Consider the following 25,329-nt stretch of genomic DNA (forward strand, 5'->3'; position numbering starts at 1 on the left):
TTCGTTATTGTTCATACGCTGGCGGCTTCACTGCGTTGTTCGGCCGCTCCAAGCCGCGAGTCCGTTGTGGTTTCGTCCCGTTGGATGTCCTTTTTTTTAGTGATTTCGACGATGCCGTTATCGGCGTCCACCTTGACCCAATCCCCCGTTTCAATCATATCCAGCGGGTCCTGATCCAGATCGGTCACTGTAGGCGCATGTGAAACTACGGTACCTAAGGCCGCCTTCGTCGTCATGATATTAAAAATCATGGCTTTAGGGGCCGCACCCACCATTCGCGCCATGTGAAAATAGGCGGACCAGCCGGAGGATCCCTTGGCCCCGGGGAATACAAGAACTTTATCCTTAAAGCTCTGGCCTTGCAGCTCATGCTGCAATTCAATAATCGTACCGGTCATCGGGTTGATGCCGCCCCAGCCTGAAATCGTATCCCGGGTCACCAGAGCCTCGCCTTCCGCGCAGCCGCCAACTACTTTTCTTCCATGCAATACGATCTTTGTCATCTCAGCCCTCCACTCCACTTGCCGGTTACAGCCGCATCTATGCAATCCTTCAGTGATCCAAACCAGCATTGTATCCCCATGATCGCCGGCAGGTAGTGGGCTTGCTTCGCCGAATCGGTTGCCACCACTTTCGTTCCGGGCGGTAACACTTGCCCAAGTGCAGGGCATGTATCGCTCATCAAGAAACCTCCGGCTTCGGTAATGATTTGGGTATAACCGTTCCGGTCCGCCAATTCCCGGATAGCCCTCGGCGTAAAAATCCACAGCTGCGTACCGCTGTTTACGCGTTTGCCTTTCAGCAGCTTGCAGATTTCCCAAATCTGCTCGATAGACGCGTGCGGGCAACCGAGCATAATAAAGTCTACATTCGTGTCTTTGGCCGAAACGTTCAAGCGATCATACGCCCTTTGCCGCTCCGCCTTTCCAAATTTGAAGGTGTACTGCGGCTTTCTCTTTCCTAAAGCATCTTCGATGGATTGCGCCTCAGCCGTTATTTTAGGGATATGATACATTTCAACTCCGCCCGATGACGCTGCAGAGGCTCCGAAATGCTTGATGCGATATGAATTTGGAACATGTCGGACGCCGCTAAGGACCGGTACCCGATCGCCCACGACCTCTCCGACATAGTACCCGAGCAGTCCCCAATCGGTCATGCTCTCGACTTCCCATTCGACTTCGACCAAGTCTGTAGCTAAACGATTCTCGTCGATATGGTATCCCCAGTATGGAATCCGGCCGGTCAGCATGGCAGCGCCCGTGCTTTCCCTTCCTTCACAATTCGTGCGGGCCCCGAGCACCGAGTTGATATAGATCACGGCGGAAGATTCCATCCACGCGCAGTGCTCTCCTTTCACCGGTATGTTCCCGACCTGATAAGGAGCGCAGGTGCTCATGAGCTGAATGCCGATCCCCGCGTTATATGCCTCGTGCTCCTTGATGGATTGTACTCTTTCAGGCGTACCCCCGAGCTGCTCCCAGTGGGCGGCATCAAAGCCGGTAATCAGCTGACAGGAGTGGGTTTTCACCATGGGAATTTCGACAGCCTCCTGACTGTCCAGATTGAATTCGGAGAATAAGGCGTCGAATCCATATTTAGCTGCATACTCCCGCATTAAGCCGCTCGAGGCGACTACCGTCGTGCTTACATTGCTGGTTTCCACCAGTTTTTCCGCTCCTAATGCCTCACCGTAACGTACAAGTAAATCCATTGCCTTTTGTACGGCACGACCATCCCGGCCATCGAGCATATATTTCTCTTCATCGCTCAATTTCATGGTGAACCTCCATTATTTCCTACAGTTTGAGCATGCCTAAATCCATGTACGCCGCTTCTTCCTTATGGAACAAGTGACTCGGTTGAACTGCGTTTATCGTTGCGCTCCAGGTTATCCCTCACTCGCTCATGCAGCGCATTGATGTCGATTTCATGCACGCTTCCCTCACCTGCAAGATCCAGCGCGTGAGCTGCGGCCGCTCCCATTGCAATGCACGGCCCCATTACGCGTACGCTTGAAAGGGCGGCTGTATCTGCGTCAATACAGCGTCCGGCAGCAACCAGGTTATCGACATCGGGGGGCGTCATGCTCCTGAGAGGCACATAATGAACATGGTCTTCGTCGAAAGTTTCCCATACATAACCCTCTAAATGGCTATGAAGCTCAATCGGCCAAGAGGTGCGCGCTACGGCATCGGGAAAGCGCGTACCCGCTCGCACCTCGTCAACTGTCAGCTGCTTGCTGCCGACAATCCAACGCGTTTGACGGATACCCGGCAGGCCGTAACCGCGGACGCGTGCCTGGCCGAACGCCAGAGGGAATTCCGTTTTCAAGAAATGAATGTACTTATCAGCCTGGGCCTTGCCCTGCAGTGCGCTGGCCGAGGCCGCCACCGGTTCAAGAGGTGTTTCCGTATGCGTCATGTTGACAAGGGCTGTACCACGTCCCGGGAAGGAGAATGCAAAGCCGTCTTTACGTCCAAGCCCGTACAACTCGCCCTTTTCTTTTTGATGTGCATACACTTCTTCTCTGGTTGGGTAATGGCTCTCATCCACACCTTCAAGCACGACCATCTGGGTACCGTACACCGAAACCTCGGCCGGTTCTTGGCAAGGCAGCCCTGCTTGCCAGGTTAGCGCTGCGTCACCCGTCGCATCGACAAAGCCGGTTGCAGTGAGATGGATGTCGCCGTAACGCGTGGAAAGATCAATCGAAGTAATGCGCCGTTCTTCACGTGTAACCTCCCTCAGAACAGCACCGAGAATGACCGTGATGCCGGCCGCTCGCACGGCCTCTTCAATCCACCTTGACAAAGCGATTTCGTCATACATGACGGAGTTCCATTCTCCCCAGCGATAATGCAATTTTCCGGCGGCGCCAAGATCCCGGATGATTTCGTCGGCAATCCCGTGCGTGAGCTGGTATCCGTTTTTTCCATTGGAGAACAGTCCGCAGAATATGCCGATGATCGAATTGACGGCCTGACCGCCCAGGGCTGGAAGCCCGTCGACCAAAACAACCTTGCGCCCAAGGCGCGCTGCCTCCAGCGCGGCCGAAATACCGGAGATTCCTGCGCCGACGACACAGATGTCCGCTGCTATTTCTTGTACAGGATTCGCATTGTTTTTCCGGACCACGCGTGTAGCTGTGCTTGCTTTTGCTCCTTCAATCATGTAAACACTCCTCCTGATTAGTTGTTAGGGTTAACTTCATGCCAACATTTTTGTAAACGCATACAACTTTGATATACACAAAAATTAACAAAAAATATTCGGTAATACAATTTGTTTTGCGTATACAATGTATTGTAAAAAACGATAGCTTCAGCAAACGCCTTAATTTCTCCGGCTGCCCATAACGAAAATAGTATTGGTACCGCATTTTAGATATTGTATACTTGTAGTAAATAGCCTCTAGCGTCTCCTGTACATCCGTAACAAGTCACAAATAATCATACGTAACGATTCACAATTCTAACGCTGCTTACGAGGGAGATACAATGGAAATTCATCAGTTGGAATACTTTCTGGCCGTGGAGAAATACAAAAACTTTTCTGCCGCCTCATTGGAAATCTCGATATCGCAGTCCACCTTGTCACAGCAGATCAAGAAACTGGAAGAGGAATTGGGCGTGAAATTGTTCGTGCGCCATCCGCGTTCAGTTCGTCTGACTCCCGCTGGAGAAGAGTTTCTCGTTCATGCACGAACCATCGTTGCGGAGATTAAACAATCCCTTGAAACGGTGCAGAAGTATACGAATTTTGATAAGGGGAATTTCAAAATCGGGGCATTTCCCCATGCTGAATATTTGGGGCTGAGCAAGATCATTATCGACTTCATCCGATGCTATCCAGGTATTCATGTAGAGGTTCACTCTGCCAGTACGGATGATTTGCTGAAGGAATTGCGTGAGAAAAAAATTCAGGCTGCGTTCATCAATTCACCCTTTACGGGCGATTATGACATTGATTTCAAGCCCTTGATGAGCGATCGGGTCGTCATGGTCGTATCGGCTTCCCATCCATTGGCCAAAGAAGAAAGCGTCGACCTTCGCGATCTGTCTCAAGAAAATTTCTTAATGGTGAAAACCAGTCCTTGGCTTCGCAATGCTTTGCTGCATGTGTGCAGCGAAGCCGGGTTTCAACCCAAAATCATTTTGGATTGCAGCCATGTGGAAACCATGCGGGGTTTTCTGGAGGAAGGCCTTGGTGTAACCTTACTGGGGAGCCGGGTTGCCCAGCGCTTCGTCAACTCCAAAACTTCGATTGTGCCCATTAAGCAAGTGCTTGAACGGCATAGCGGTCTCGCTATTCCGAAATACCCTTTCTCCAAGCCGCCGCTTGCTACGAATCTTTTCCGGAAATTCACCCTTGATGCGCTCTCTAAAGCCCCGAAATAGATGAACAGCCGGCGGATTCATAGCCGTCAAATCAAATGCACCCCTTAGAATATGGATTGGATTACCTTCGGATTTTTCCAATCTCTATTCTAAGGGGTGCGCCTGCATGGACCTATTTCCACGGCAGCAGCTTACGCTCCGCCCAGCCCAGTGTACGGTTAAACAAAAGTCCCCACACGGAAAGAATGACGATGCCGACCATCAAGTGTGTAGTCATCATCATATTGCCGTAATGCAGAATCATCGCACCGACACCCTTGTCGGCGGCAATCATCTCCGCTGAAATAAGCAGCAGCATGGTATAGCCTGCCGACAATTTTAACCCGGCAAAAATCATCGGCAGGGAAGCCGGCAGGATCACCTTACGAATCACATTAAGAGGCTTCGACCCGAAGGTCACCGCCGCTTTGATTAAAATCGGATCGACGTTTCTTACTCCGGAGTAGGTGTTGATGACGACAGGGAAAAATACGCCAACGGCAATGATTGTAATTTTCGGCGTTTCGCCGATGCCGAGCCATAGAATAAACAGCGGCAACAACGCGATCTTCGGGATGGGATAAAGCGAATAAATGATCGGTGTCAATATGGCGTCTATCCACCGGAAGAATCCGAGAAGAAGTCCTACGACAATGCCGATGCATACGCCTATAGCATAGCCTGAAGCTATCCGGTACAAGCTTGCCAGCACATTCTGGTGAATTTCCCCCGAAAGCAGCATGCCCCAGCCAGCTGTAACAATAGATATCGGCCCCGGTAAATACGACGATGACACGACCCCCAGACGGCTGAGCACTTCCCATACAACAAGAATTCCAAGTATCCCCAGCACCGAAACATATCCCGGTGTCTTTTTCTCCATAAAGGCTACGCGGTTACGGATAGCTTGCTTCGTAGACGGCGGAACGACTGGTCTGGAAACCGCTTGCTCCATCACTCGGCCTCCTTCAAGGCTTCTTGAGCGTCATGCCGAATAAGCTGCCAAATCTGATCCGCATAACGGTCAAATTCGACACGGTATTTTTCTTCATTACGCCCGGTTTTCGGCAGATCGATCGGAATAATACTCTTAATCTCTCCCGGCCGCCGTGACATCACAATAACCCGGTCAGCCAAATATACCGCTTCCTGGATGTTGTGTGTAACATAAAGCGTACTCAGCTTGGTACGGTTCCAAATCGACAGCAGCTCTTCCTGCATAATGGTACGTGTCTGTGCATCAAGCGCCGAGAACGGCTCATCCATCAGCAGCAGATCCGGTTCGACGGCCAGTGCCCTTGCGATCCCGGCCCGCTGCCTCATCCCGCCCGACAGCTGCTTCGGATACGCGGATTCGAACCCGCTCAGCCCGACCATCTCGATATACCGGCGTCCCTTTTCCCGCTGCTCCTCTTTGCTGGCCCCCCGCTCCTCCAGCCCGAACACTACGTTTTCGTAGACGGTTCGCCAAGGGAACAGCGCAATTTCCTGGAATACGATGGACAGGAGGGGCTCCTTGTTCCCCTTTACGCCCCCAAAATAAACTTCGCCCGAGCTCGGGCTCATCAGCCCACCGACAATATTTAGTAAGGTTGATTTGCCGCAGCCGCTTGGCCCGACCAATACGACAAATTCCTGCTCTGCTATCGTAAAATTGATGTTTTTCAGGGCCGTCACTTCTTGCTTGCGCGAGTCGATGAAGCGCTTTTCTACGTTTTCAACGATGATCTTCATGATTACTCCACCACCCTTTCAAGCTTATAGCTCCACATAATTAGATAGTTCGATTAGATTGTTGTCCGGATCGCGGAGATACACCGATTCCATGAGTCCCATTGCTCCCGGACGGGATATTGGGCCCAGCTCGATCGGAACGCCGCAGCTTTCCAAATGCTTGATCACTTCAGGCAGAGGCGTTTCCGCAATAAAGCACAGATCTCCGGCACCTGGTACCGTCACAGCCGCTTTGGGCTCAACTTCACTGCCTTGCTCGAATAAATTGATGCGATTTTTGCCGCATTGCAGATATTTCCTCGTTCCTCCCGCAAATATTCCCACTTCCATGCCTAATACGTGCTGATAAAATTCACAAGTGGCGGTTACGTCACGCACCGTCAATACAATATGATCCATACGATCAATTTTCACAGGACGTCCCTCCAATCTATGATGCCGGAATTACTTCCACGGCAGCAGCTTACGCTCCAGCCACTCGAGCAACCGGTTAAACGACAGTCCCAGTACGGACAAAAGCATGACGCCAACCATCAAATTCATGGTCATCATGAGGTTGCCGTAGCGCAGAATCATAGAGCCGACCCCGCTATTGGCGGCGATCATTTCCGAGGTAACCAGCAGCAGCAGTGAAATGGATGCGGACATTTTCAAACCGGCGAAAATCATGGGCAGCGAAGCCGGCAGGATCACCTTGCGAATCACATTGAAGGGCTTGGCGCCAAAGGTGACTGCGGCTTTTATCAGAATCGGATCGACGTTTTTCACGCCGGCATACGTATTGATTACGGCCGGAAAAAATACACCGATCGCAATAAGCGTTACTTTCGGCGTTTCGCCAATGCCGAGCCACATAATAAACAACGGCAGCAGCGCAATCTTCGGAATCGGGAAGATCGAGAATACGACCGGTGTCAGAACGGCATCCAGCCATCGGAAGAAGCCGAGAAGGAGTCCGATGATAATGCCGACGGACGCGCCGATTGCATAACCTGCGCCGATCCGGTACAAGCTCGCCAACAAATTTTGATGGATTTCCCCTGTCGTTAACATGCCCCAGCCCATTGCAACAATAGCGGTTGGCGCCGGCAGGTATAAGGCCGGTACCAATTCCATACGGCTTATGAGCTCCCAGACGATCAATATGCCAAGTATCCCCAGTACGGAAGCATATACCGGTGTTTTTTTGTCCAGAAAGGCTACCCGATTACGGATGGTTTGACGTGGCGCTGAAGCTGCTTGTTTCGATACTTGTTCCATCCTATTCAGCCTCCTTTAGCGCCGCTGACCGTCATCCGGTCAGCGGCCGGATCTTAATTGTTTCGTTTATCGCAGGCTTATTTCTCCAGTGTCTTTAACGCTGCATTGTACAATTCGGTATCCACGATTTCCTTGCTGTCCAGCGGCTTGGTAATCAATTTTTCTTTCAGATACCAGTCGATTTGCGTCTTGATGTCGTCCGCCGTCAGCTTGGCATCCCGATCCATATAAGGGAAAGATTCCCTTATAATTTCCTCCGGCTGCTCCGTATATTTGGCTACGATTTTTACGACTTCGTCATAGTTTTGGCCTTTGACCAATTGACCGTCCTTTTTAGTCAGTACGGCGTCATGATAATAGCGTGTCCCTTTGATGTAGGCCCTCATAAACCGTTCGGCTACATCCTTGTCGGCTGTAAATTTCGGCGAGGTCAGAATCGCCGTCGATTGGTAGCTCATCTCGTCCGCCACGTTAGCCAGAACTTTGCCGTACCCTTCCTTCAAGGTAATCGCAATGTTCGATGACAGAAGCATAACCGCGTCCACATTTTTACCCTTCAATGACTCCATTTGAGCTCTGGTCGAGTTCATCGAGATCAGTTCAATGTCCTTTAACGACATCCCGTGCTTCTCCAGAATATTTCCGATCATATAATGGCCTGCCGAACCTATCGAAGTAACGCCTACCTTTTTACCCTTTAAATCCTCAATTTTCGTAATGGGAGAGTCCTTGTGTATGACTACGGCCGATAGCTGATAGCCTTTCTCCTCTTTCCCCTTGTCGGCCACGATGGACATCTTTTGGCCTGCCGCTACCATGTTGTACAAGTCTGCGGTCAACCCGTTTGCAGCTACGTCGATGCTGTTCGATGCTAAAGCTACGTTAACAGCATTGGACGAATCGAACCATTTGTGCTGGACATCAAGATTTTCTTCCTTAAAAAAACCTTTCTCCATAGCGATATACAACGGGGCCCCGCCGGTCAGCTTCAGCAAGCCCAATAAAACGGTAGCCTGTTTCTTTTCAGCCGGTGAATTGGAAGCGGGCGAAGCGTTACCCTGATCCGCTTCCTTCTTCCCACAGCCAAAGAGCGCCGTGGCGAGGAACAAGAGTACAGCTAGTGCGAATATCGATTTTTTCTGCATGCGTGTCGGCCTCCAAATCATGTTGTTTGTAACCGTTATCATCTTAAAGCTACCAAAACTATGAGGTTATTGCAATTTGTTTAAGATACACGCTCCATGATTAAAGCGATAACGTTAGTTTTTTAACGTTTTCAATGCTTCATCCAGCAGTTCAGTATTCACGATATCCTTGACCTGCAGCGGCTTGGGCATCAATTTTTCCTTCGTATACCAGTCGATCTGTGTTTGGATATCGTCAACCATAAGCTTGCCGTCCCGATCCATATAAGGGAAAGACTCTCTAATAATATCTTCCGGCTGCTCCGTATATTTGGCCACGATCTTTACGACCTCGTCATAATTTTGTCCCTTTACCAATTGGCCGTCCTTTCTCATCAGAACTGCGTCGTGATAATACCGCATTCCTTTCACATATGCCCGTAAAAAGCGTACTGCCGCATCCTTATTTTCCGCGAACTTCGGTGAAATGAACGTCCCCGTCGATTGGTAGGTCATTTCATCCGCCACATTGGCCAGCACTCTGGCATACCCTTCTTTCAGCGCAACCGTAATGTTGGATGTATTCAGAATAATCGCATCCACATTTTTTCCTTTAAGGGCCTCCATCTGGCCTCGGGTCGTATTCATCGGAACCAGTTCAGCATCCTTCACGGTCATGCCGTGCTTCTCTAAAATACGAACCGACATATAATGGTTGGACGAACCGATCGTCGTTAACCCGATTTTTTTACCCTTTAAATCCTCGATCGTCTTGATTGGAGAATCTTTATGCACGAGTAAGGCTGACAGTTGATAACCCTTTTCTTCTTTACCTTTATCGGCCACGATCGATACCTTTTGACCGGCCGCTACCATATTATACAAGTCTGCGGTAAAACCGGCCGCTCCTACATCCACATTGTTGGACGCGACGGCCACGTTGACCGCATTGGATGAATCGAACCATTTGTAGTCAACGGTAATGCCTTCTTCTTTAAAAAAACCTTTTTCCGAAGCAAGGTATAAGGGCACACCGCCGGCCAGCTTCAGCAAACCTACAGATAATGTAATCGGTTTCACTTCAGCCGGTGGATTAGACGTTCCCGCCGCCTGTCCCTTGGTATCTGCTTGTACGGGCTCATTTTTACTACAGGCAACGAGTGCAGTACTGAGAAATAATATAAAGAGCATCGCTGATAGTGCATGTTTTTTCATTGTTTATTAACCCCTTCCGCGCTTTAAAGTAATATTTTTTCCTGTTCCTAGGCAAACCATGAACAAATGCGCGTCCTGCATCTCAATGATCTATAGTTATTCGGTGATACCCCCCCTTGAATGGTAACGGTTTCAATACGTTGCGAAGTTAGCAAACCGTTTATCTGAAAAGTAACAAATATAGGGAGGCATTACAATTTGTTTTGAATATACAAGGTATCGTAAATAGCGATAGCTTAAAGGAGAAATGGCACCATCCACACTTTTGTAACAGCCTGTCCATGTTCTTGCCAACCCGAATTTCCGGCAAAAGAAATGTCAGGTTGTATGGGAATCCCTACACCTTCAACAAGAAGGAACGGGACATCTCATACCGGTTTCCATATCCGTCAAGAGCTATCGTTGACAGCGTATTTTTACCCGGCTTTAACTCTTCCATCCCCAGGTGCCGCCGGAGCGTCAGACCAGATGGCAGGCCTGAGGCGTCGAATGTCCGGTTTTCCTCGAAGAAGAAAGTGGCCATAGGCAGCACCTTATCGTTCAAGTAAACGGCAAGGAGGGCCGGCCATCCATCGGAGTTTGGAACAAGACCCGGATAATGGAGCACAGCTTCCAGTACCCGATGTGAACCACCGTTACGGACCAGATGGAAGAAAATCAAGGGGGCGTTAGATCCGGGCACCGCCGGGTACAGCTGCCTCGGGTTCATCCTGAATTGATCGGTTAAGGCGTTCATTTCGCTCTTGAGACTATCGATTTCTTTTTCCTTGTTGAAGACAGGCACCACATAACGGACGAGAACCTCGAACAGTTGCCCAAAGTTAAACTGGTTCTCGAATGCCCGCATCACCTCATCAACAATTTTGGCGGAGGGGGGTCCGATACGTCCAAGCCGGACATTCTCCTTGAGCTTAAACGGCGGGAGTCCGGGAATGGGACTGGGAATTTCTATCGATACGGGGACTGTCAGGTCAAAACCAAGATTCGCCGATTGAATCTGCCGTGTCACATGTTCGCGAAGCTGGCTCGTAATCGTGCGCTTAAAAGCATCAAAATCCCCGTTGTTTCGAAACGCATCCAAGATCGGGCCCGGGTCAAAATCAATCGTCCGCAATGGACCCAGAACGGCCGGCAAAATCACTCGTTCGACGCCCGCTTTGACTGCATTCGTTAGTTCACGTTCGACGGCATCCCGAATCTGCGGCACCAAGGACAGGAAACCTAAAGCTCTTCTGGCCTCCACAAGGAACAGATTGGTTAATTGATCCAGAACGATGGTTCGAATGGGATTTTCCAGATATTCGCCAATTTTGTTAATCGCCTTCTGGAATTCCTTAATGAGGGCTTCCAGCTCTGCAAGGACTTTGTCAAGAACAACCTTAAAGATCATTTGCAGCAAATCCATCGAAATTTTGTTCATCCTCCCGAACAGCAGTGCCGCCAGTTCCTGCCCTATTTGTTCAAGTGCGTCCTGCTGCGGAACCCATTCAGGCCGCCGCAATTCATTCATAAAGGAGAGCGGCTGATAGCCTTCGAGAGGCGTTACAACTCTTTTTAGCAGCCCGAATATGCGGGCTTGGGAATCCTGTGGGAAAGGGCCGAGGTTGGCCCCGACGATCTTCAAGCTTTCTTCCAGCAGCGTATCCAACAGCTCGACCTCGGGGCCTCCGCCCATGCCTTTCAAAACATCCATGATGTCCGAGATTTGACCCGCTGCACGATTGAGGAGACTTGCCACATTTTGCTGTACCGCGGTAAGAACGGTTTCGATCAAGATCACCATATTCCGGCCGATCATGGTCAATAGAATCGAGGATAGGGCTTCCTGCACTTCCTGCTTGCCGGTTCCGCCTTGGAACCCCCGCAGCACCTCGGGGAGCACCGCTTCATTCATCAATTGCAGGGCGGGGAGCAGTGCATGGTCTAATAGAGCGGCAATCTCCGGATTTCCTCCCAGAGCCCGCCTCACTGCAGGAACGAGCTGCCCGGATAGCAAATTCCCGGCGAATGACTGGAACTCGGGAAGTATCGCTTGCAGTAGTTCCTGCGCCGACACGGGGGTGCTTCCCTGGAAAGAAAATAGAGAGGCGGCAATGGTTTGCGGCGTACCGGTGAAGGCAGCGCCGAACACGCGAAGAAACGCCGTCGTTTCTCCGGACTCCTGCAGCAGTAAAGCAAGCGGATTGCCCATAAGAAACGTGATCAAGTCTTCTTTCCGCAAGGCCTGTTCCGAACCTTGGTTCAGTTGGAGATTGATCCAGCTTCTGACGGATGCCGGAGGCTGTGCGGCGAGATTTCCTGTAAACGTGTACAGCGCAGTATCTGCGGAAATGTGCGCAGCTGCATCATGATTCAAGGTGACTGCGGACCATGCCATAGACAAGGTTTGCAGCCATTGCTGCCTCTTGTCTCCTTCCGGAAAGGAAGAAATCAGGTTTTCGCTTGCTTGTAATATTTCATCCCAATCCTCTTGCGCGAGCACGGGTTCAGCAGCCTTCCCGCTCAGAAGGTTAAGGAATTGGCGGCTTTGCTCCGTCTGGATATTAGCTTCCTGAAGCAGGACCCGGAATCGCTCTACCGCAAAAGAACTGACTTGCGACAGAATCCATCTTTGCGCCTCCTGGACCATCACTTGAACAGAGCGCTGCCTCCATTCATCTGCAGTCACCGTATTGGCGTCGGACAAAGCTTTACCGATTTCATAGGCAAGGCGAACGGCGATTTTTAACACCGCTTCTAGCGAAGCAAGATCGCGGATTGCCCCTGCCGATTGCTCCGCCGAGCGAACCAGTCCGGAAACGAGGACGTCCGATATCCGGGCCACCAGACGACGGGCTTCTGTCATCTTCAAATCGAGGACCACCCGATATCCTCCGCCGGCTTTGAAACCCATCCCCATTTCGAAAACCATCTGAAACCCGGGTTCTTTTACCTCGTCACTGCGAAACAAGGATCCGGTTACAACCAGATTGGCATACGCCATGACAGCTATCGCCGCCTGGGCGTACAAGGCTCCTTCGAGGGAAACTTCCTCCAGAAAAATATCCAGCAAGTTTCCGAAGAGCCCCTGCACTTCCGGACGCTGCTTCAGTAGCTTCAGCAGGTCTCCAACGGTCATATCCAGGCTGAGCCCGACACCGGCAGCCAGCCGCGCTATCGCTTGAAGCCGGATCGCGAGTCCCGCCTCCCTGAACATATTCAGGGGAGTCTGCGCTTGAGCTTGCACCGTCGCTTCCGCGCTTATATGGGACAAAAAGCGCACGCTTCCCCATTTTTTCATCAGGCTGAAATACGCAAAAGCGTTCGCATTTAAATCGAAGCCTCTCCTTGTGTTCAATGCCGAAGAAACAGCTTGATGCCCCTGTATATCACCCCAAGGCCGGGCTCCACTGAATGCTTTCCGAAAGATTTGTTTGTCCAGATCGATGGAGGGCAATACAATCAGCTCCTTGAAGGGTCAAATATTTTGTAAATAGTATGGAGGGGCCATGCTAAATATGCGTTATGATTGGCGGGGGATGATTCATCCGATGGGAGATGGGAGATGCGAGATGTGAGATGTCAGGTGAACCAAATAGCCCACCCGGGCATACTTTATGGGGATTATCCCTATGGAAGGACGTTGAAAATATGTACAATAACCCTTGGTATCCCGTCTTCTACGGAAACCCTTATTATGCGAACAGGTCGTTCATGCCCGTCTATCCCCAACCGGATGGATCTGCTCCTTATGGAGCCGGACTCTGGAATAGCCAGATTCCTATTTCGCGGCGGGAAGTCATTATTGAACATAACCGGGTCACGATTACGGGTCCTGCCGGGCAGCAGATCGCGGAGAGAATCAGGAACGCGAGCCCCCGCTGCGCCTTGGCCTTCTTGTTCAGATGTCCCAGTGACGGAGTAGGACCCGCTCAGCCCGGACAAATGCAGACGGACGGACCCCCTACGCCCGTCACCCCTGGACCGGAAACGATGCCGGTGATCCCGATGCCGTATCCGCCCTACCGTTATTAAATGACATAAGAAAACGGGCACCCTAAAGTGCCCGTTAGCCACCCATGCCCCTCTCGGGGCACCACAGAATAATGAAAATTGAGCTCATCCATTTTATACTATTCTTACTTTCCATCATGACGATCGCTTACCATTTGCTGACCCGGCAGGAAGACTACAAAGACTTAGGGGCGGATTACTTCGAGAAGCGACACCAAGACGCCATCGTCAGACAGACCGTTCGAAAGCTCGAGAACCTTGGCTTTACCGTAACATTGGCCACACCCGAAGCATTCTAATCCATCCCCACTCAGACTAAGAAAGAAGACGCAGCTTTTTTAAAAACCGTTTAAGCTGCGCCTAGTTTCGTGTTGTCTTGTTTGAACTTACGCTATAAGTTATTTTCAAGATAGTTGTAAGGTCATGCCCTAAGCCCTGCTATGGGAGCGCGGCTTAAGCGCGTGCTTCGTAAACTTCCTTCAAGCGGCTCCAGCTGAGCTGCCCGGTGGAGGCGACCACCGTATCCGCAATGGCCAGCGTCTCCGGATGGCCGACGCCGACGGATACCATATTCGCCGCATTCACAGCTTCAAGACCCGAGAAGGCGTCCTCGATGCCGATGCAGTTCTTCGGCCGTACGCCGAGCGCTTCGGCGGCTTTCAGAAATACTTCGGGATCAGGCTTGCCCCGTTCCAAAGCCCCGGCATCGACAATGTGGTCGAAATAATCCGTGATCGCCAAAGCTTGCAGGATGGCCTGCGCGTTCCGGCTGGCCGAGGCGACCGCCATCTTGATCCCGTTGCTCTTCAATTCCTCAAGCAGCTCGGGGATGCCCGGGAGCAGATGCTCGGGCCGGATCGTGCGAATGAGCTCCTGGTACCGGCTGTTCTTGCGGGCCATGAACTGTTCCTTCTCCGTCTCGGAGTAGGTACGGCTCGCTTGCTGCAGGATCAGCTCGAGCGACACTCTCCGGTCGACGCCCTTCAGATTCTCGTTATACGCCCGGTCGAACGGAATCCCGAGCTCGTCGGCGAGCTCTTTCCAGGCTTGGTAGTGGAACTCCGCCGTATCGGTCAGAACGCCGTCCAGATCGAAGATCACGGCTTCCAGCTGCCGGTTCGGCAAGCTGACCTTCCGATCGACACGCACCGCTTTCCCCACGTGGTGGATCGTCACAGGGATGCCCTCGACCAGCTCGTAGGTCGTTTGGTCTTTCCGGACGCTAACGGCCAGCACGCTTCCGCGGTACACCATACGGAACGTGTAGCTTGGCCAATTCGCAGGAATGACGGGTTCAAAATACAGCTCTCCGTCGTACTGTCTCATGCCGGCAAAACCGTTGACGATCATTAACCAGCCTCCGGCCATCGAAGCGGTATGAATGCCGTCCTTCACGTTCAAGTGGTAATCGTCCAGATCGACCCGCACCGTCTGCATGAAGTAATCGTACGCTTCATCCACATACCCGAGCTCGGCTCCTACAATCCCGTGAATGCACGCGGACAACGACGAATCGTGCGTGGTTAACGGCTCGTAGTACTTGTAATTCCGCTGCTTCTCCCAAGTCGTGAACCGGTTTCCCTGCAGGAACAAGGCCATGACCAAGTCGGCCTGCTTCAGCACCTGGTGCCGGTTGATGACGAGCGCATGATAATGCAGCATTAACGGATAGTTTTCTTTCGGCGTGCCTGCAAAATCCCACTTCGCCTTGGTCAGGAAGGTGTCGTCCTGGCCGATCAGCCCCTTCTCCCGGTGCACGTACATATGCTCGGCGGCCTTGGCCCAGCCTTCCACTTCTTCTTCCGTGAGACCCATCGCCTGCTGAAGCTGGGCCCAGCGCTCCGGCTGCTGCGCACGCAGTTCTGCCGCTACCTTCACGGCGTATTCCAGTTGGTCCTTCACCATCACATTGGTGTACGTGTTATTGTCAATGACGGTCGTGTATTCATCCGGGCCGGTTACACCATTGATGCAGAAGCCCCGTCCTTCGATCCAATCGCCCGCATCCGCAAAGAAGCGCGACGTTTCGAACAGCATTTCGGCCCCTTCCTGATATAGAAACGCTTGATCGCCGGTCGCTTCCACATACTTCTTGAGCGCATAGGCGATGTCCGCATTAATATGATACTGGGCGGTGCTGGCCGCATAGTAGGCCGACGTCTCCTCGCCGTCGATGGTACGCCAAGCGTAAAGCGCTCCGGCCTGGGACATCTCCGCGGCGCGATCTTTGGCCTTCGGCAAAATATGATGACGGTAGCGCAGCAGCTGCTTGGCGATATCCGGCTTCGTGTATAGGAAGAACGGCAGCATATACGTCTCGGTATCCCAGAAATAATGGCCGTCATAGCCTTCGCCGGTGATCCCTTTCGCGCCGATATTCGTCCTGCCGTCACGGCCTACCGACTGCAGCAAGTGGAAAGCGTTGAAGCGCAGCGCCTGCTGAAGCGCCTCGTCGCCTTCTACGAGGATATCGGCCGTTTGCCAGAATCCGTCCAGAACCTCGCGGTGCGCTTTAGCGATAGCGTCGAATTTGGCCTTCTTGGCATCCTCCAGCTCCCGGGTCGCCTTCTCCAGCAGCTCGGCTTCCGGGTAATCCTTGGAGGAATAGTACGTGATGTACTTCTCCAGCACGACCGTCCCGTTCGCCTCCGCCATTACGTGGAACCGCTTCTCCAGCCGCTGCCCTTCCAGCCGGGTGTCCAACCGGTACGGATGGCTCAATTGATGCTCCATGCCGCAAACGAGCGAGAACTTCGTCATCTGCGTCTGTTGAAGCAGAGCGCCGAACGTATGGTTCTCATACGATTCCTTCGTCTGCAGCACTTGTCCGCCGAAGGCCGAGCCGGCACGCGGATCCCCGGAGGCGATCTGGTTCGTCACCTCTCCGTTGATCGCCGAAACGAGCTGAAGCTCCCCGGAAAAATTAAGCGGAGTCACTTCGTAGCGGATCACCGCGAGATGCTTATTCGTGAAGGAAGCGAACCGTTCCGTCCGAATCCGGACGCGCTTACCGGTTGCGGTCTCCCATACGACCGTACGGGTCATCGTGCCTTTGCGCATATCCAGCCTGCGTTCATACTGCTCATGCTTGCCCGTAAACAGGCTGAATTTTTGTCCGTCCACATAAAGCTCGATGATTTTGCCGTCCGTCACGTTCAGCATGGTCTGATGGTATTTCGCAAAGCCGTATTGACGCCCCTTGCTGTAAGCGATCGGGGAGGAATCATAAAATCCGTTCAAGTAGGTACCGTGAAGCGAGGTCCCCTTCGGACCGTCATAGCCCTCCTCGAAGTTGCCTCTCATGCCGATGTATCCGTTGCCGACGGCAAACACCGTCTCGTCTCGTTGATTCGTCTCTGTATCGAAGGAGCTTTCCGTGATCGTCCACGGCTCGTAAGGATAGATGATATGACCTGTTCGCATCGGTTTCTCGCTGTCTCCTCTATGTTCTTCTTTAGTCTAACAGGACGCCGTCCTGACGAAGCTGCTGCTGCAGATCTTTCACATTCAATTCATGCGGGCTGACGCCCTGCTTCACCGCCATACCGGCTGCGGTTCCGGCCGCCTGCCCCGTCGCCATGCAGCTTGGGGAAAGACGCGTCGTCGCCAGCGCTTCGTGCGAAGTGGAGATGCAGCGGCCTCCCGCAAGCAAATTCGAAACCCCTTTGGCCAGCAGGCTGCGGTAAGGAATATCATAGGCGCCGTCGCCGGCGATCCAGGCCGCGGTGACGCCTTTGTTCTTCGGATCGTGGATATCGATCGGGTAGCCGCTGCGGGCAATGCAGTCCTCGAATCGGCGGCCTTCCGTCACATCCGAGATTTGCAGGCTGTACACGCCGTCCAGACGCCGCGTCTCGCGAATCCCGATCTGCGCGCCGACCTGCGAGATCGATGCTTTCTCAAACCCCGGGAGATGCTTGACCATAAAATCGGCGACCATCAGCACTTGCTTGCGGCCGAGCTCTTCCGCTTCCGTTAAATCCTCCACGCGGGTTCCGTCCAGCCCCTGCACACGCGTCGTATTGACCAGCACCTCGTCTTCGCCCGGACCGGTAAAGAAGAGCACCTGATCCCGGTTGATCGGCAGCGCCGCTTCCTTCCAGTGCTTGTAGAAGCCTTGAACCGCCGTCAGCGGCAATTGATCCAGCTCATCGATCGGCGTTTTCTTGTAAAACTCCTCCGGATGCTCGATCATGTACTGCTTGACCCGGGCCAGATCGACGCCGCGCATGCGAAACTTCATCGTCATCGGCTGGGTGAGCTGATCCTCATCCCGGCCTTTCAGAATCGGCGCACCGGCCAGGTAAGCGACATCCGCGTCGCCGCTCGTGTCGATGAACATCTTCGCTTTCACGTCGATCTTGCCGGATTTCGAGGTGAGCCGAACCGATTCGATCCGTTCGTCCTTCACCGTCACGTCGTCCACAAAGCTATGCAGCAGCAGCTTCACGCCGGCCTCGCGAAGCATATCCAGCACAAGCACCTTATAAATTTCCGGATCATACGGCGTGATCGTGCTGACGAACCCGCAAGTATCCCGAACGTGTCCCGGAGAGGCGTTCAGCGCCATCAGGCGGTCGATGATTTCTTGGGCGATCCCGGCGATCACCTGTTTCCCGTCCATCGTATGATAGGTCATCCAGGGATACACGAGCGCGATCGTCGACATCCCTCCCAAAAATCCGTATCTCTCGATGAGCAGCGTCCGCGCACCGCTTCGTCCGGCTGCAATGGCCGCGTTGATTCCTGCCGGCCCTCCGCCGACGACAACAATATCCGTTTCGATAGTTTGCATGTAGAAGCAGCTCCTTTTCGTATGCCTTATCCCTTAATTCCCGAGCTGGCGATCCCTTCGATAAACCATTTCTGGAATATCGACACAATGGCGATCAGCGGCAGCAGCGCGGAAACGGAAGCGGCCATAATTAACGTATAGTTCGTACTGTTCTCGTCCACGTAGTTCGTGAGCGCGAGCGGGATCGTATACAGTTTGTTGTCTCTAAGAAAAATAAGCGGATTCTCGTACTCGTTCCAGTGCCAGGTGAACGTAAGGATCAGCAGCGTCACTAGAGCGGGCTTGGTCAGCGGCAGCGAAATTTGCCAGAACATCCGCCAGTAGCCGGCGCCGTCCACCTTCGCAGCCTCCAGCAATTCATTCGGCAGCGTGCTGAAAAACTGACGCATGATGAACGTGCCAAGCACCGTGAACATGCCCGGCAGAATCAGCGACAAGTGCGTATTGAGCATGCCCAGCTTATCGAACAGGATAAACCGCGGCACCAGCAAAATCTGGCCGGGAATAATCATCGTGGCCAGGTAAAGGACGAATAAGAAATCACGTCCCTTGAATTTCAGCTTGGCGAAGGCAAACCCGGCGAGCGCGCTTGTAATGAGACATCCGCCTACCGTGATCGCGGTAATTTTGACGGAGTTCCAATAGTAGAGCAGGAACGGGTACTTGCCGAACCAAACCTCTTTGTAATTGTCGAGCACGAATCGCTCCGGAATCCAATCGATCGGGTATTTAAAAATATCAGCTGGCAGCTTGAAAGAAGATGAGATCATCCACAGGAAGGGCGTGACCATGACCACGGCCAACGCCGTGAAGATCACCGTCATGACCAGCTTCAGGCCGACCTCTCTCATTTTTAATGTCGTATTCATGGGATGTGCGCTCCTTTACCGGTTACTCGGAAGTTGTTAGAACTGATCTTGCCATTTTTTCTGTTCCCGCCACTGCAGCATGGTGATCACGAAGATAATCAGGAACAAGACCCAGGACATGGCGGCGGCGTAGCCCATTTCGTAATATTGGAACGCCTGAACGTAAATGTGATAGGCGAGCACCATCGTCGAGTTCAGCGGCCCCCCCTTGGTCATAACGGCCACGGCCGCGAATACCTGGAAGGTCGAGATGATCAGCGTCACGGCGATCAGGAAGCTCGTAGGCTTCAACATCGGAATCGTGATTTTGAAGAAGCTTTTCACGCCTGTAGCTCCGTCGATCGAAGCCGCTTCGTACAAATCCTTGGGCACCCCTTGAAGGCCGGCCATGTAGAGCACCATCGTATAGCCCGTATACGTCCATACGACCATGATGATGATCGCTGTCAGCGACCAATCGGGACTGGCGAGCCAGCCGGGCAAGTTCTCGACGCCTAACGAACGAAGCGCTCCGTTAATCGGTCCGTTCGCCGGGTTGTACATAACGCTCCACACGATCGAGATCGCTACGATACTGCTTACATAGGGCAGGAAGAACAACACGCGGAGGAAATTTTTCAAATAGACGAACTTGTTCAGAATGACCGCAATGACAAGACCGATAGCCATCGCCGCGGGCACCGTCACCGCCGTAAAGATGAAATTGTTTTTCAGGGACTGCAGGAAATACTCGTCGGTCATCAGCTTTTTGAAGTGCGCCAAGCCGACCCACTCGATGCCCGAGAAGCCCATCATGTAATCCCAGTCAATAAAGACCATGACCAGACTGAATAAAAGCGGAAACACGACAAATAAAAAGACCCCGAGAAAGTTAGGCAGGATAAACAGATAGCCCGCCAGATTCTCCTTGAAGTTTTGTTGGTTAAATCTACTTTTCACGTAAAGTCACCCTCTTTTCTTGATGCTCTCATTGTAAGAGACCCGGCCCCCGGACAGAATGGCGAAAGCTTTGCACTTTAAGGGTGATTCTTGGTTCGGGTCATGAGAAAAACGCCCCCATCCTAAGATAGGGGCGTTCGTCGGCACGCTTATGGGCGCAGCCTTATTTCTTCTCCGATTGAATAGCCTTGTCGGCGCGGGACTTCAAGGCTTCCATCGTTTTGTCGATGTCCTGCACGTTCATGAAGAACTTCTCGGATTCTTCCCGGAGAATCGTGTTCAGCTGCGGGAATGCGACCGAGTTGAACCGCGTTGCAAAGGTCAGGTTGCCCTTGATCAGCGCCGTCAACGATTCTTTATCAATGATCTTCTCATCTTGTCCGATGATCAGCTCTGTAATTTTGTTAAAGTCTGCTTTCTTGTTCGTCGGGATGCGTCCGCCGGCAACCATATCCATGTTGCCTTCCTGCAGGTACCAAGCCATGAACTTGAACGCCGCTTCCTTGTTGGCGCTGTTCTTGTTAATGGACATGAAGTCGTTCACACCGCCGTTGTTGACGTTCGTCCCCTTCGCAAACTGCGGAGTAGGAGCGAAAGCTACCGCGAAGTCGCGCGGATATTTGGCCGTGTCCTTGATCGTGCGGAGCATGTACGTGCCGCCGTAAACCATCGCGGCTTTGCCCGTCAGAAGCTCGTTCGCCGGATCCAGCTTGTTGGCTACGCCTTCCGCCCAAGGCACCATGGAGCCCTGGTCATACAACGCTTTTTGCAGCTCCAAGCCTTTTTTCACAGCAGGGTGGTTGAAGTTGGACAGCCCGTCCGCCGTATAGAAAGCATCCTTCGGCTGTACGGTCGCCAGCGCGAATTTGCTGATAAACAAGTCGGAGCCCGGCGTAATGAAGCTGCCCTTCCGTCCGTCCTTCGTCAGCTTTTGAGCCAGCGCTACATACTCGTCCCACGTCCACTCGGCAGGCACCTTGACACCGGCTTCATCAAGAGCTTTCTTGTTGATGACGATCATGTCGATAATCTTGTTCGCCGGCAAATAGTGGATTTGATCCTTGAATTTCTGGATGTTCTCCATGCCGATGATCTCTTCGACATTGAAATTTTCTTTCTTGATCAGCTCGTCAAGCGGAGCTGTCATGCTCGCATTCAGGCGGCGGTTCAGGTTGGCCTCCCCGTAGCTGACGAAAATATCCGGAGCGTCGGACTGCGTCATCAATGCCGTATCCAGCTTCGTATTGCCTGAATCGTCGTTGACGTAGCGAACATATTCCATTTGAATATCCGGATGGCTTTGGTTCCACTTGTCAATCACGGCTTTCGGCCCGTTCTCTTCCGGAACGGCGCCCCACATGCGCAGTTTCACCGCTTTCTTCTCGCCGTTTGCGCCGCTGTTCGCTTGCGTATCGGTATTGCTTCCGCAACCGCTAACAATTAAGGACGCGGACATGACAACGGCAGCCGTACCCATAACCCATTTTTTCATAGCTTGAACCCCTCCATGGTGTATGCTTTAGCTTTCGAACCTCAGCTTAACAAAGATGGACCTGCGGCAGAAGGGGTGATTCCTGCTAAAAACCGTCTCATTCTTGGTTGCTGCTTATTTACGGCCCAGCACCGTTTTGCGGTATTCCAGCGGATGAATGCCCTCCACTTTTTTAAATAGCTTGCTGAAATAGTTCGTATCGGTATACCCGACCTTCTCCGCAATCTCGTACACTTTGTAGTGCTGGTCCTTCAGCAGCTCCCTCGCTTTATCCATCCGGATCCGGGTTATGAAGTCCATGATGGTTTCCCCGGTTTCCCGTTTAAACAGCACGCTCAAATAGTTCTCCGTAAACCCGATTTCCTTAGCCAGCTCCGATACTTTCAGCGGTTCGTCGTAATGCTCGCGAATTCGCTGTACGACCGCTGCAATCTCCGGTCTCCACTGCTGCGTAGCCAGCGTCTTGTAATATTGAAAATATCCGCCTATCCATCCGCAAAACCACGCGTAAAGCTCCTCCAGCGTTTCGATCTGGCGAACGGCGTGCAGCGGATACCGGTTCCGGTGCGGAGGCACGGCGTATAAATCGCCTTTCAACGGGCGCAATCCGTGACCGAAAATGTGGACGAGCTCTACCCATTCCTCGCGCAGCATATCCGGGCTCCGGAAAGGCCCTTCGCGCAGGCTGTCCGTCCACCGGTCCAACAGCGCGAGCACCGCGGCTTCATCCTGCTTCTCAATCAGCTGTATCCATTGCTCTTGCGTCCATGGAACGTGTGTCTCCTGGGGACTCGCATATTGCAGCGAATCGAAAGCGATGATACCGCCCATTCCCCGGTAAAACCGGTGCTCCAGCGCTGTCTTGGCTTGGAGGTAACCGGTGTACAGCTCATCGGTCGACAGCAGCGAATCGGAGTAACCCACACTCACGGAAAGCTTCAGGAACGTGCGGACCGCCTCCTGCATTTCAAGCAGCATGTCCGCTTCCATATAATCGGTGATGACCGCAAACCGGCCGCCCTCGATTTCCACCAGCTCGCCGTCGTCGTATTTGCGCAGTATTTCGGTCAGAATGTTGGCCACGGTATAAGTCAGCAGCTTCTCGGACTGGAAATTATTTTCCTCCAGCACCTCCTCATAAGCGTCCAGCTGGAGGTTCACAATACGGTAAGGAGGGGTGAGCGCCGGTATGTGAAATTCCGCGAAGGTGGCCCGGATCTCCCCCGGCGTGCACTGCTTGGTCAGCAGATCCCTCATCCGTTTCTCTTTCACTTCCTTGCCGTACAAGTGTGCCTGCATCTCCAGCCGCGTCGCTGCCGTTGCGGTCAGCCGCTGCGCCTCAATCTCTTCCTTCAGCCGGACCAGCTTGGCCAAGAGCTCCTCAGGCTCCATGGTCAGCTTCAGGATATAATCGACAGCGCCCAGCCGCAGCGCCTTCTGGACGTATTCAAAATCGTTATGGCTGGAAAGAATCAGGCACTTGGCCGCTGGAAACTTTTCCTTGATGCGTTCGATCAGCTGCAACCCGTCACAACCGGGCATCCGAATGTCCGTCAGCACGATATCGCAAGGGGTCCGCTCCATGATCGCCAGAGCCTCATTCCCGTCCGAGGCTTCCCCGACGAGTCGAAACCCGTTATCCTCCCATGGAATGATTGTTTTCAATCCGATCCGGACCAAAATTTCGTCGTCCGCAATCAACACGTTAATCATGCTGCGCCGCCTCCTTTGCAAGCGGAAGAGTGACCGTCACGGTCGTCCCTTCACCGGGTACACTACTTAGGTGGAGCCCATGTCCGGGTCCGAAATGCATCGCGATCCGCTCGTGCACATTCCGGATGCCGATGCCGGTCGATTTGGCATGGGACGGCGCTCCGTCCGTGAACAGGCGTTCGAGCTGGTCAGGCTCCATCCCTTGTCCGTTATCGGAAATCGACAGCACCAGCTTGTCCCCTTCCTCATGGGCGGTGATGGAAACCTTCAGCGGGGTACGATTCCCGTGAATGATACTGTTCTCCACAATCGGCTGCAGCGTAAATTGAAGAATTCCGCAAGACATGAGCCGCTCCGGCACGTCGACGTGAACGTGAATGTTATCGTGAAAGCGCAGCTTTTGCAAATCCATATACATCTCCAGATGACTCAGCTCTTCACGCAGCGTCGTCCGCTCCCGATCCGCTCTCATCGAGATTTCAAGCAGCTTGCCAAGCTTTGTAATCATCTGGCTGACGTGCTGCGCCCCGGAAAGCATCGCTGACCACTTGATGGAATTCAGCGTATTGAACAGGAAATGGGGATTGATCTGCGCCTGGAGCGCTTGAAACCTCGCTTCCTCCTTGCGCCGCTGCTCCTCGGACAGCCTCAGGATCAGATCGTCGAGTCTTCCGACCATCTCATTGAAGCGCAAGCCAAGCTGAGACACCTCATCCGACCCGCGAACGGAAACCCGGGAGGAGAAGTCCCCTTGTCCAACCCGGTCCATCGAATGCAGCAGCCGCCCGATCCGTTTGGCAAACTGCAGCATCACAAGCGCAAACGCACACGTGAAAATCAAGAACCAAACAAGCAGCCAAAGCAGCGATTGATTTTTGATCTGTCCCAGACGCGATTGCAGCTCCTCTTCGGGGGCCAATTGCACCGCGGTCCACCCCAGATGCGGCATGAACGCCTCATTCAACGCAAAGCGCTGTCCTTCGGCTTGAATGCTTCGGTATTCCTCTTGGCGGGAAAGCGTGTCCGCCCGAAGGGCCAGACTCACGACCTCCTGCGGCAGATCAGGCCCCCGCTGGTCGAGCAGCTGCCCGTCCTTCTTGATCAGCAGCGTCGCCTGGTCTGTCCCCGGGGCATTCCCAGGGAGGATGCCCGTCCCCATCGGGGACGGCAGCCCAATCAACAAAAGCCCTGCCGCTTTGCCGTCCGAGCTGTCTTTAATCAGCCGGGACATCAGGAACAGCGAGCTCTCTTCCGCAGCCTGCGACGGAGGAAGGAGCGTTCCCTGATACGCGAGCTGCCAGTAGGGCCAGCCTTCTAATCGAAGAGTCTCCTGGACCCAGGCTTCCTTCTGGAGCTGCTCGTACAGCCCCGACTCCTCGGAACCGGGCGCTGTGGACAAGACATGTCCGCCAAAGTCCAGCAAAGCGACCACCGCATTGCTGTCGAGCAGAATGTCGCGAATATTCATCAGCTTCTTTTGAACCGACGTAAATCGCTGGAACGACGGATAATCGGTCATCCAGCCCTGCCGGTCTTTCATCTGCAAATAAGCAGCCACTTCGGTATCGTTGACGATCAAATGAGAGGCGTTGAGCATCCGCTCAGCCGTCCCGTCGATGCTGCTTGCCGTATGGCGAACCGCTTCCTGACGGCTCTGATTCACTTCGCGGCGCACGACCTCCTGGCTGGATACATATACGTTATAGATGATAATGGTGATAGGAATAAAGATGAGCAGGATAAAGGAAAGTATGATTTTTCCCCGAATTGAAGATAGCGGCGATTTTATCCACCGGAGCATGCAGGGTATCCTCCT

20 protein-coding genes are annotated in these 25,329 nt (G+C 52.9%); 3 read left to right on the top strand and 17 right to left on the bottom strand.

Annotated elements, in window-relative coordinates; genetic code table 11:
• Positions 1–11: 11 nt before the first annotated feature.
• The 3 genes from ACZ439_RS10890 to ACZ439_RS10900 form a co-directional block, all read right to left on the bottom strand.
• Entirely contained in the window at positions 12–503 is a 492-nt protein-coding gene (locus ACZ439_RS10890) for an aconitase X swivel domain-containing protein (RefSeq protein WP_155614995.1), read from the bottom strand.
• A complete protein-coding gene (locus tag ACZ439_RS10895; RefSeq protein WP_054795745.1) occupies positions 500–1,780 on the bottom strand; it encodes an aconitase X in 1,281 nt (426 codons plus the stop codon). The genes ACZ439_RS10890 and ACZ439_RS10895 overlap by 4 nt, the downstream gene beginning before the upstream one ends.
• Before the next feature lie 62 nt (positions 1,781–1,842).
• A complete protein-coding gene (locus ACZ439_RS10900) occupies positions 1,843–3,174 on the bottom strand; it encodes an FAD-dependent oxidoreductase (protein WP_127606694.1) in 1,332 nt (443 codons plus the stop codon).
• A gap of 326 nt (positions 3,175–3,500) precedes the next feature.
• Between ACZ439_RS10900 and ACZ439_RS10905 the strand changes: the two genes are divergently transcribed.
• Positions 3,501–4,400 (top strand): LysR family transcriptional regulator, encoded by a 900-nt coding sequence (locus ACZ439_RS10905; protein WP_141334105.1) that lies wholly within the window; start codon positions 3,501–3,503, stop codon positions 4,398–4,400.
• A 112-nt stretch (positions 4,401–4,512) separates the two neighbouring features.
• On the opposite strand, the gene ACZ439_RS10910 is transcribed toward ACZ439_RS10905, so the two are convergent.
• From ACZ439_RS10910 to ACZ439_RS10940, 7 genes are all read right to left on the bottom strand, one after another.
• Complete coding sequence (locus ACZ439_RS10910; protein WP_054795742.1) at positions 4,513–5,334, bottom strand: ABC transporter permease; 822 nt, start codon at positions 5,332–5,334, stop codon at positions 4,513–4,515.
• Complete coding sequence (locus tag ACZ439_RS10915) at positions 5,334–6,113, bottom strand: ABC transporter ATP-binding protein (protein WP_127606688.1); 780 nt, start codon at positions 6,111–6,113, stop codon at positions 5,334–5,336. The genes ACZ439_RS10910 and ACZ439_RS10915 overlap by 1 nt, the downstream gene beginning before the upstream one ends.
• A 24-nt stretch (positions 6,114–6,137) precedes the next feature.
• The gene (locus tag ACZ439_RS10920) at positions 6,138–6,527 is read right to left on the bottom strand and encodes a VOC family protein (protein ID WP_054795741.1); all 390 of its coding nucleotides are present in this window, start codon (positions 6,525–6,527) and stop codon (positions 6,138–6,140) included.
• Positions 6,528–6,557: 30 nt separating this feature from the next.
• Positions 6,558–7,373, bottom strand: a complete 816-nt coding sequence (locus ACZ439_RS10925; RefSeq protein WP_141334104.1) for an ABC transporter permease — start codon at positions 7,371–7,373, stop codon at positions 6,558–6,560.
• A 77-nt stretch (positions 7,374–7,450) separates the two neighbouring features.
• Positions 7,451–8,518: an ABC transporter substrate-binding protein gene (locus ACZ439_RS10930; RefSeq protein WP_155614993.1), complete on the bottom strand. Its 1,068-nt coding sequence runs from the start codon at positions 8,516–8,518 to the stop codon at positions 7,451–7,453.
• A gap of 114 nt (positions 8,519–8,632) precedes the next feature.
• Positions 8,633–9,712, bottom strand: coding sequence for an ABC transporter substrate-binding protein (locus tag ACZ439_RS10935; protein ID WP_127606682.1), 1,080 nt, complete (start codon positions 9,710–9,712; stop codon positions 8,633–8,635).
• Positions 9,713–10,049: 337 nt separating this feature from the next.
• Positions 10,050–13,148: a hypothetical protein gene (locus ACZ439_RS10940; protein WP_464621006.1), complete on the bottom strand. Its 3,099-nt coding sequence runs from the start codon at positions 13,146–13,148 to the stop codon at positions 10,050–10,052.
• Positions 13,149–13,342: 194 nt separating this feature from the next.
• Between ACZ439_RS10940 and ACZ439_RS10945 the strand changes: the two genes are divergently transcribed.
• Entirely contained in the window at positions 13,343–13,726 is a 384-nt protein-coding gene (locus ACZ439_RS10945) for a hypothetical protein (RefSeq protein WP_054795735.1), read from the top strand.
• Between the two features lie 71 nt (positions 13,727–13,797).
• Positions 13,798–14,004, top strand: a complete 207-nt coding sequence (locus ACZ439_RS10950; protein ID WP_054795734.1) for a hypothetical protein — start codon at positions 13,798–13,800, stop codon at positions 14,002–14,004.
• Positions 14,005–14,158: 154 nt separating this feature from the next.
• Here the strand turns inward: ACZ439_RS10950 and pgmB are convergent, their stop codons facing one another.
• The 7 genes from pgmB to ACZ439_RS10985 form a co-directional block, all read right to left on the bottom strand.
• Complete coding sequence (gene pgmB, locus ACZ439_RS10955) at positions 14,159–17,128, bottom strand: beta-phosphoglucomutase (protein WP_430103112.1); 2,970 nt, start codon at positions 17,126–17,128, stop codon at positions 14,159–14,161.
• A gap of 31 nt (positions 17,129–17,159) precedes the next feature.
• The gene (locus tag ACZ439_RS10960; protein ID WP_127606676.1) at positions 17,160–18,500 is read right to left on the bottom strand and encodes an FAD-dependent oxidoreductase; all 1,341 of its coding nucleotides are present in this window, start codon (positions 18,498–18,500) and stop codon (positions 17,160–17,162) included.
• A 26-nt stretch (positions 18,501–18,526) separates the two neighbouring features.
• Positions 18,527–19,369 (bottom strand): carbohydrate ABC transporter permease, encoded by an 843-nt coding sequence (locus tag ACZ439_RS10965; RefSeq protein ID WP_127606674.1) that lies wholly within the window; start codon positions 19,367–19,369, stop codon positions 18,527–18,529.
• 36 nt (positions 19,370–19,405) lie between these two features.
• Positions 19,406–20,308: a carbohydrate ABC transporter permease gene (locus ACZ439_RS10970; protein ID WP_127606672.1), complete on the bottom strand. Its 903-nt coding sequence runs from the start codon at positions 20,306–20,308 to the stop codon at positions 19,406–19,408.
• Between the two features lie 163 nt (positions 20,309–20,471).
• A complete protein-coding gene (locus ACZ439_RS10975; protein ID WP_127606670.1) occupies positions 20,472–21,800 on the bottom strand; it encodes an ABC transporter substrate-binding protein in 1,329 nt (442 codons plus the stop codon).
• 114 nt (positions 21,801–21,914) lie between these two features.
• Positions 21,915–23,513 (bottom strand): response regulator, encoded by a 1,599-nt coding sequence (locus ACZ439_RS10980; protein WP_464621007.1) that lies wholly within the window; start codon positions 23,511–23,513, stop codon positions 21,915–21,917.
• Entirely contained in the window at positions 23,506–25,314 is a 1,809-nt protein-coding gene (locus ACZ439_RS10985) for a sensor histidine kinase (protein WP_054799106.1), read from the bottom strand. The genes ACZ439_RS10980 and ACZ439_RS10985 overlap by 8 nt, the downstream gene beginning before the upstream one ends.
• Positions 25,315–25,329 lie beyond the last annotated feature (15 nt).

Source organism: Paenibacillus sp. JCM 9796 (genome assembly GCF_055379675.1).

What these genes read in the sequence shown, in the direction of transcription:
- ACZ439_RS10960 (WP_127606676.1), bottom strand. Translation starts at nt 18,500, where the DNA reads ATGCAAACTATCGAAACGGATATTGTTGTCGTCGGCGGAGGGCCGGCA.
- ACZ439_RS10905 (WP_141334105.1), top strand. Translation starts at nt 3,501, where the DNA reads ATGGAAATTCATCAGTTGGAATACTTTCTGGCCGTGGAGAAATACAAA.
- ACZ439_RS10910 (WP_054795742.1), bottom strand. Translation starts at nt 5,334, where the DNA reads ATGGAGCAAGCGGTTTCCAGACCAGTCGTTCCGCCGTCTACGAAGCAA.
- ACZ439_RS10890 (WP_155614995.1), bottom strand. Translation starts at nt 503, where the DNA reads ATGACAAAGATCGTATTGCATGGAAGAAAAGTAGTTGGCGGCTGCGCG.
- ACZ439_RS10930 (WP_155614993.1), bottom strand. Translation starts at nt 8,518, where the DNA reads ATGCAGAAAAAATCGATATTCGCACTAGCTGTACTCTTGTTCCTCGCC.
- ACZ439_RS10900 (WP_127606694.1), bottom strand. Translation starts at nt 3,174, where the DNA reads ATGATTGAAGGAGCAAAAGCAAGCACAGCTACACGCGTGGTCCGGAAA.
- ACZ439_RS10965 (WP_127606674.1), bottom strand. Translation starts at nt 19,369, where the DNA reads ATGAATACGACATTAAAAATGAGAGAGGTCGGCCTGAAGCTGGTCATG.
- ACZ439_RS10980 (WP_464621007.1), bottom strand. Translation starts at nt 23,513, where the DNA reads ATGATTAACGTGTTGATTGCGGACGACGAAATTTTGGTCCGGATCGGA.
- ACZ439_RS10915 (WP_127606688.1), bottom strand. Translation starts at nt 6,113, where the DNA reads ATGAAGATCATCGTTGAAAACGTAGAAAAGCGCTTCATCGACTCGCGC.
- ACZ439_RS10935 (WP_127606682.1), bottom strand. Translation starts at nt 9,712, where the DNA reads ATGAAAAAACATGCACTATCAGCGATGCTCTTTATATTATTTCTCAGT.
- ACZ439_RS10945 (WP_054795735.1), top strand. Translation starts at nt 13,343, where the DNA reads ATGTACAATAACCCTTGGTATCCCGTCTTCTACGGAAACCCTTATTAT.
- ACZ439_RS10985 (WP_054799106.1), bottom strand. Translation starts at nt 25,314, where the DNA reads ATGCTCCGGTGGATAAAATCGCCGCTATCTTCAATTCGGGGAAAAATC.
- ACZ439_RS10975 (WP_127606670.1), bottom strand. Translation starts at nt 21,800, where the DNA reads ATGAAAAAATGGGTTATGGGTACGGCTGCCGTTGTCATGTCCGCGTCC.
- ACZ439_RS10895 (WP_054795745.1), bottom strand. Translation starts at nt 1,780, where the DNA reads ATGAAATTGAGCGATGAAGAGAAATATATGCTCGATGGCCGGGATGGT.
- ACZ439_RS10950 (WP_054795734.1), top strand. Translation starts at nt 13,798, where the DNA reads ATGAAAATTGAGCTCATCCATTTTATACTATTCTTACTTTCCATCATG.
- ACZ439_RS10925 (WP_141334104.1), bottom strand. Translation starts at nt 7,373, where the DNA reads ATGGAACAAGTATCGAAACAAGCAGCTTCAGCGCCACGTCAAACCATC.
- pgmB (WP_430103112.1), bottom strand. Translation starts at nt 17,128, where the DNA reads ATGCGAACAGGTCATATCATCTATCCTTACGAGCCGTGGACGATCACG.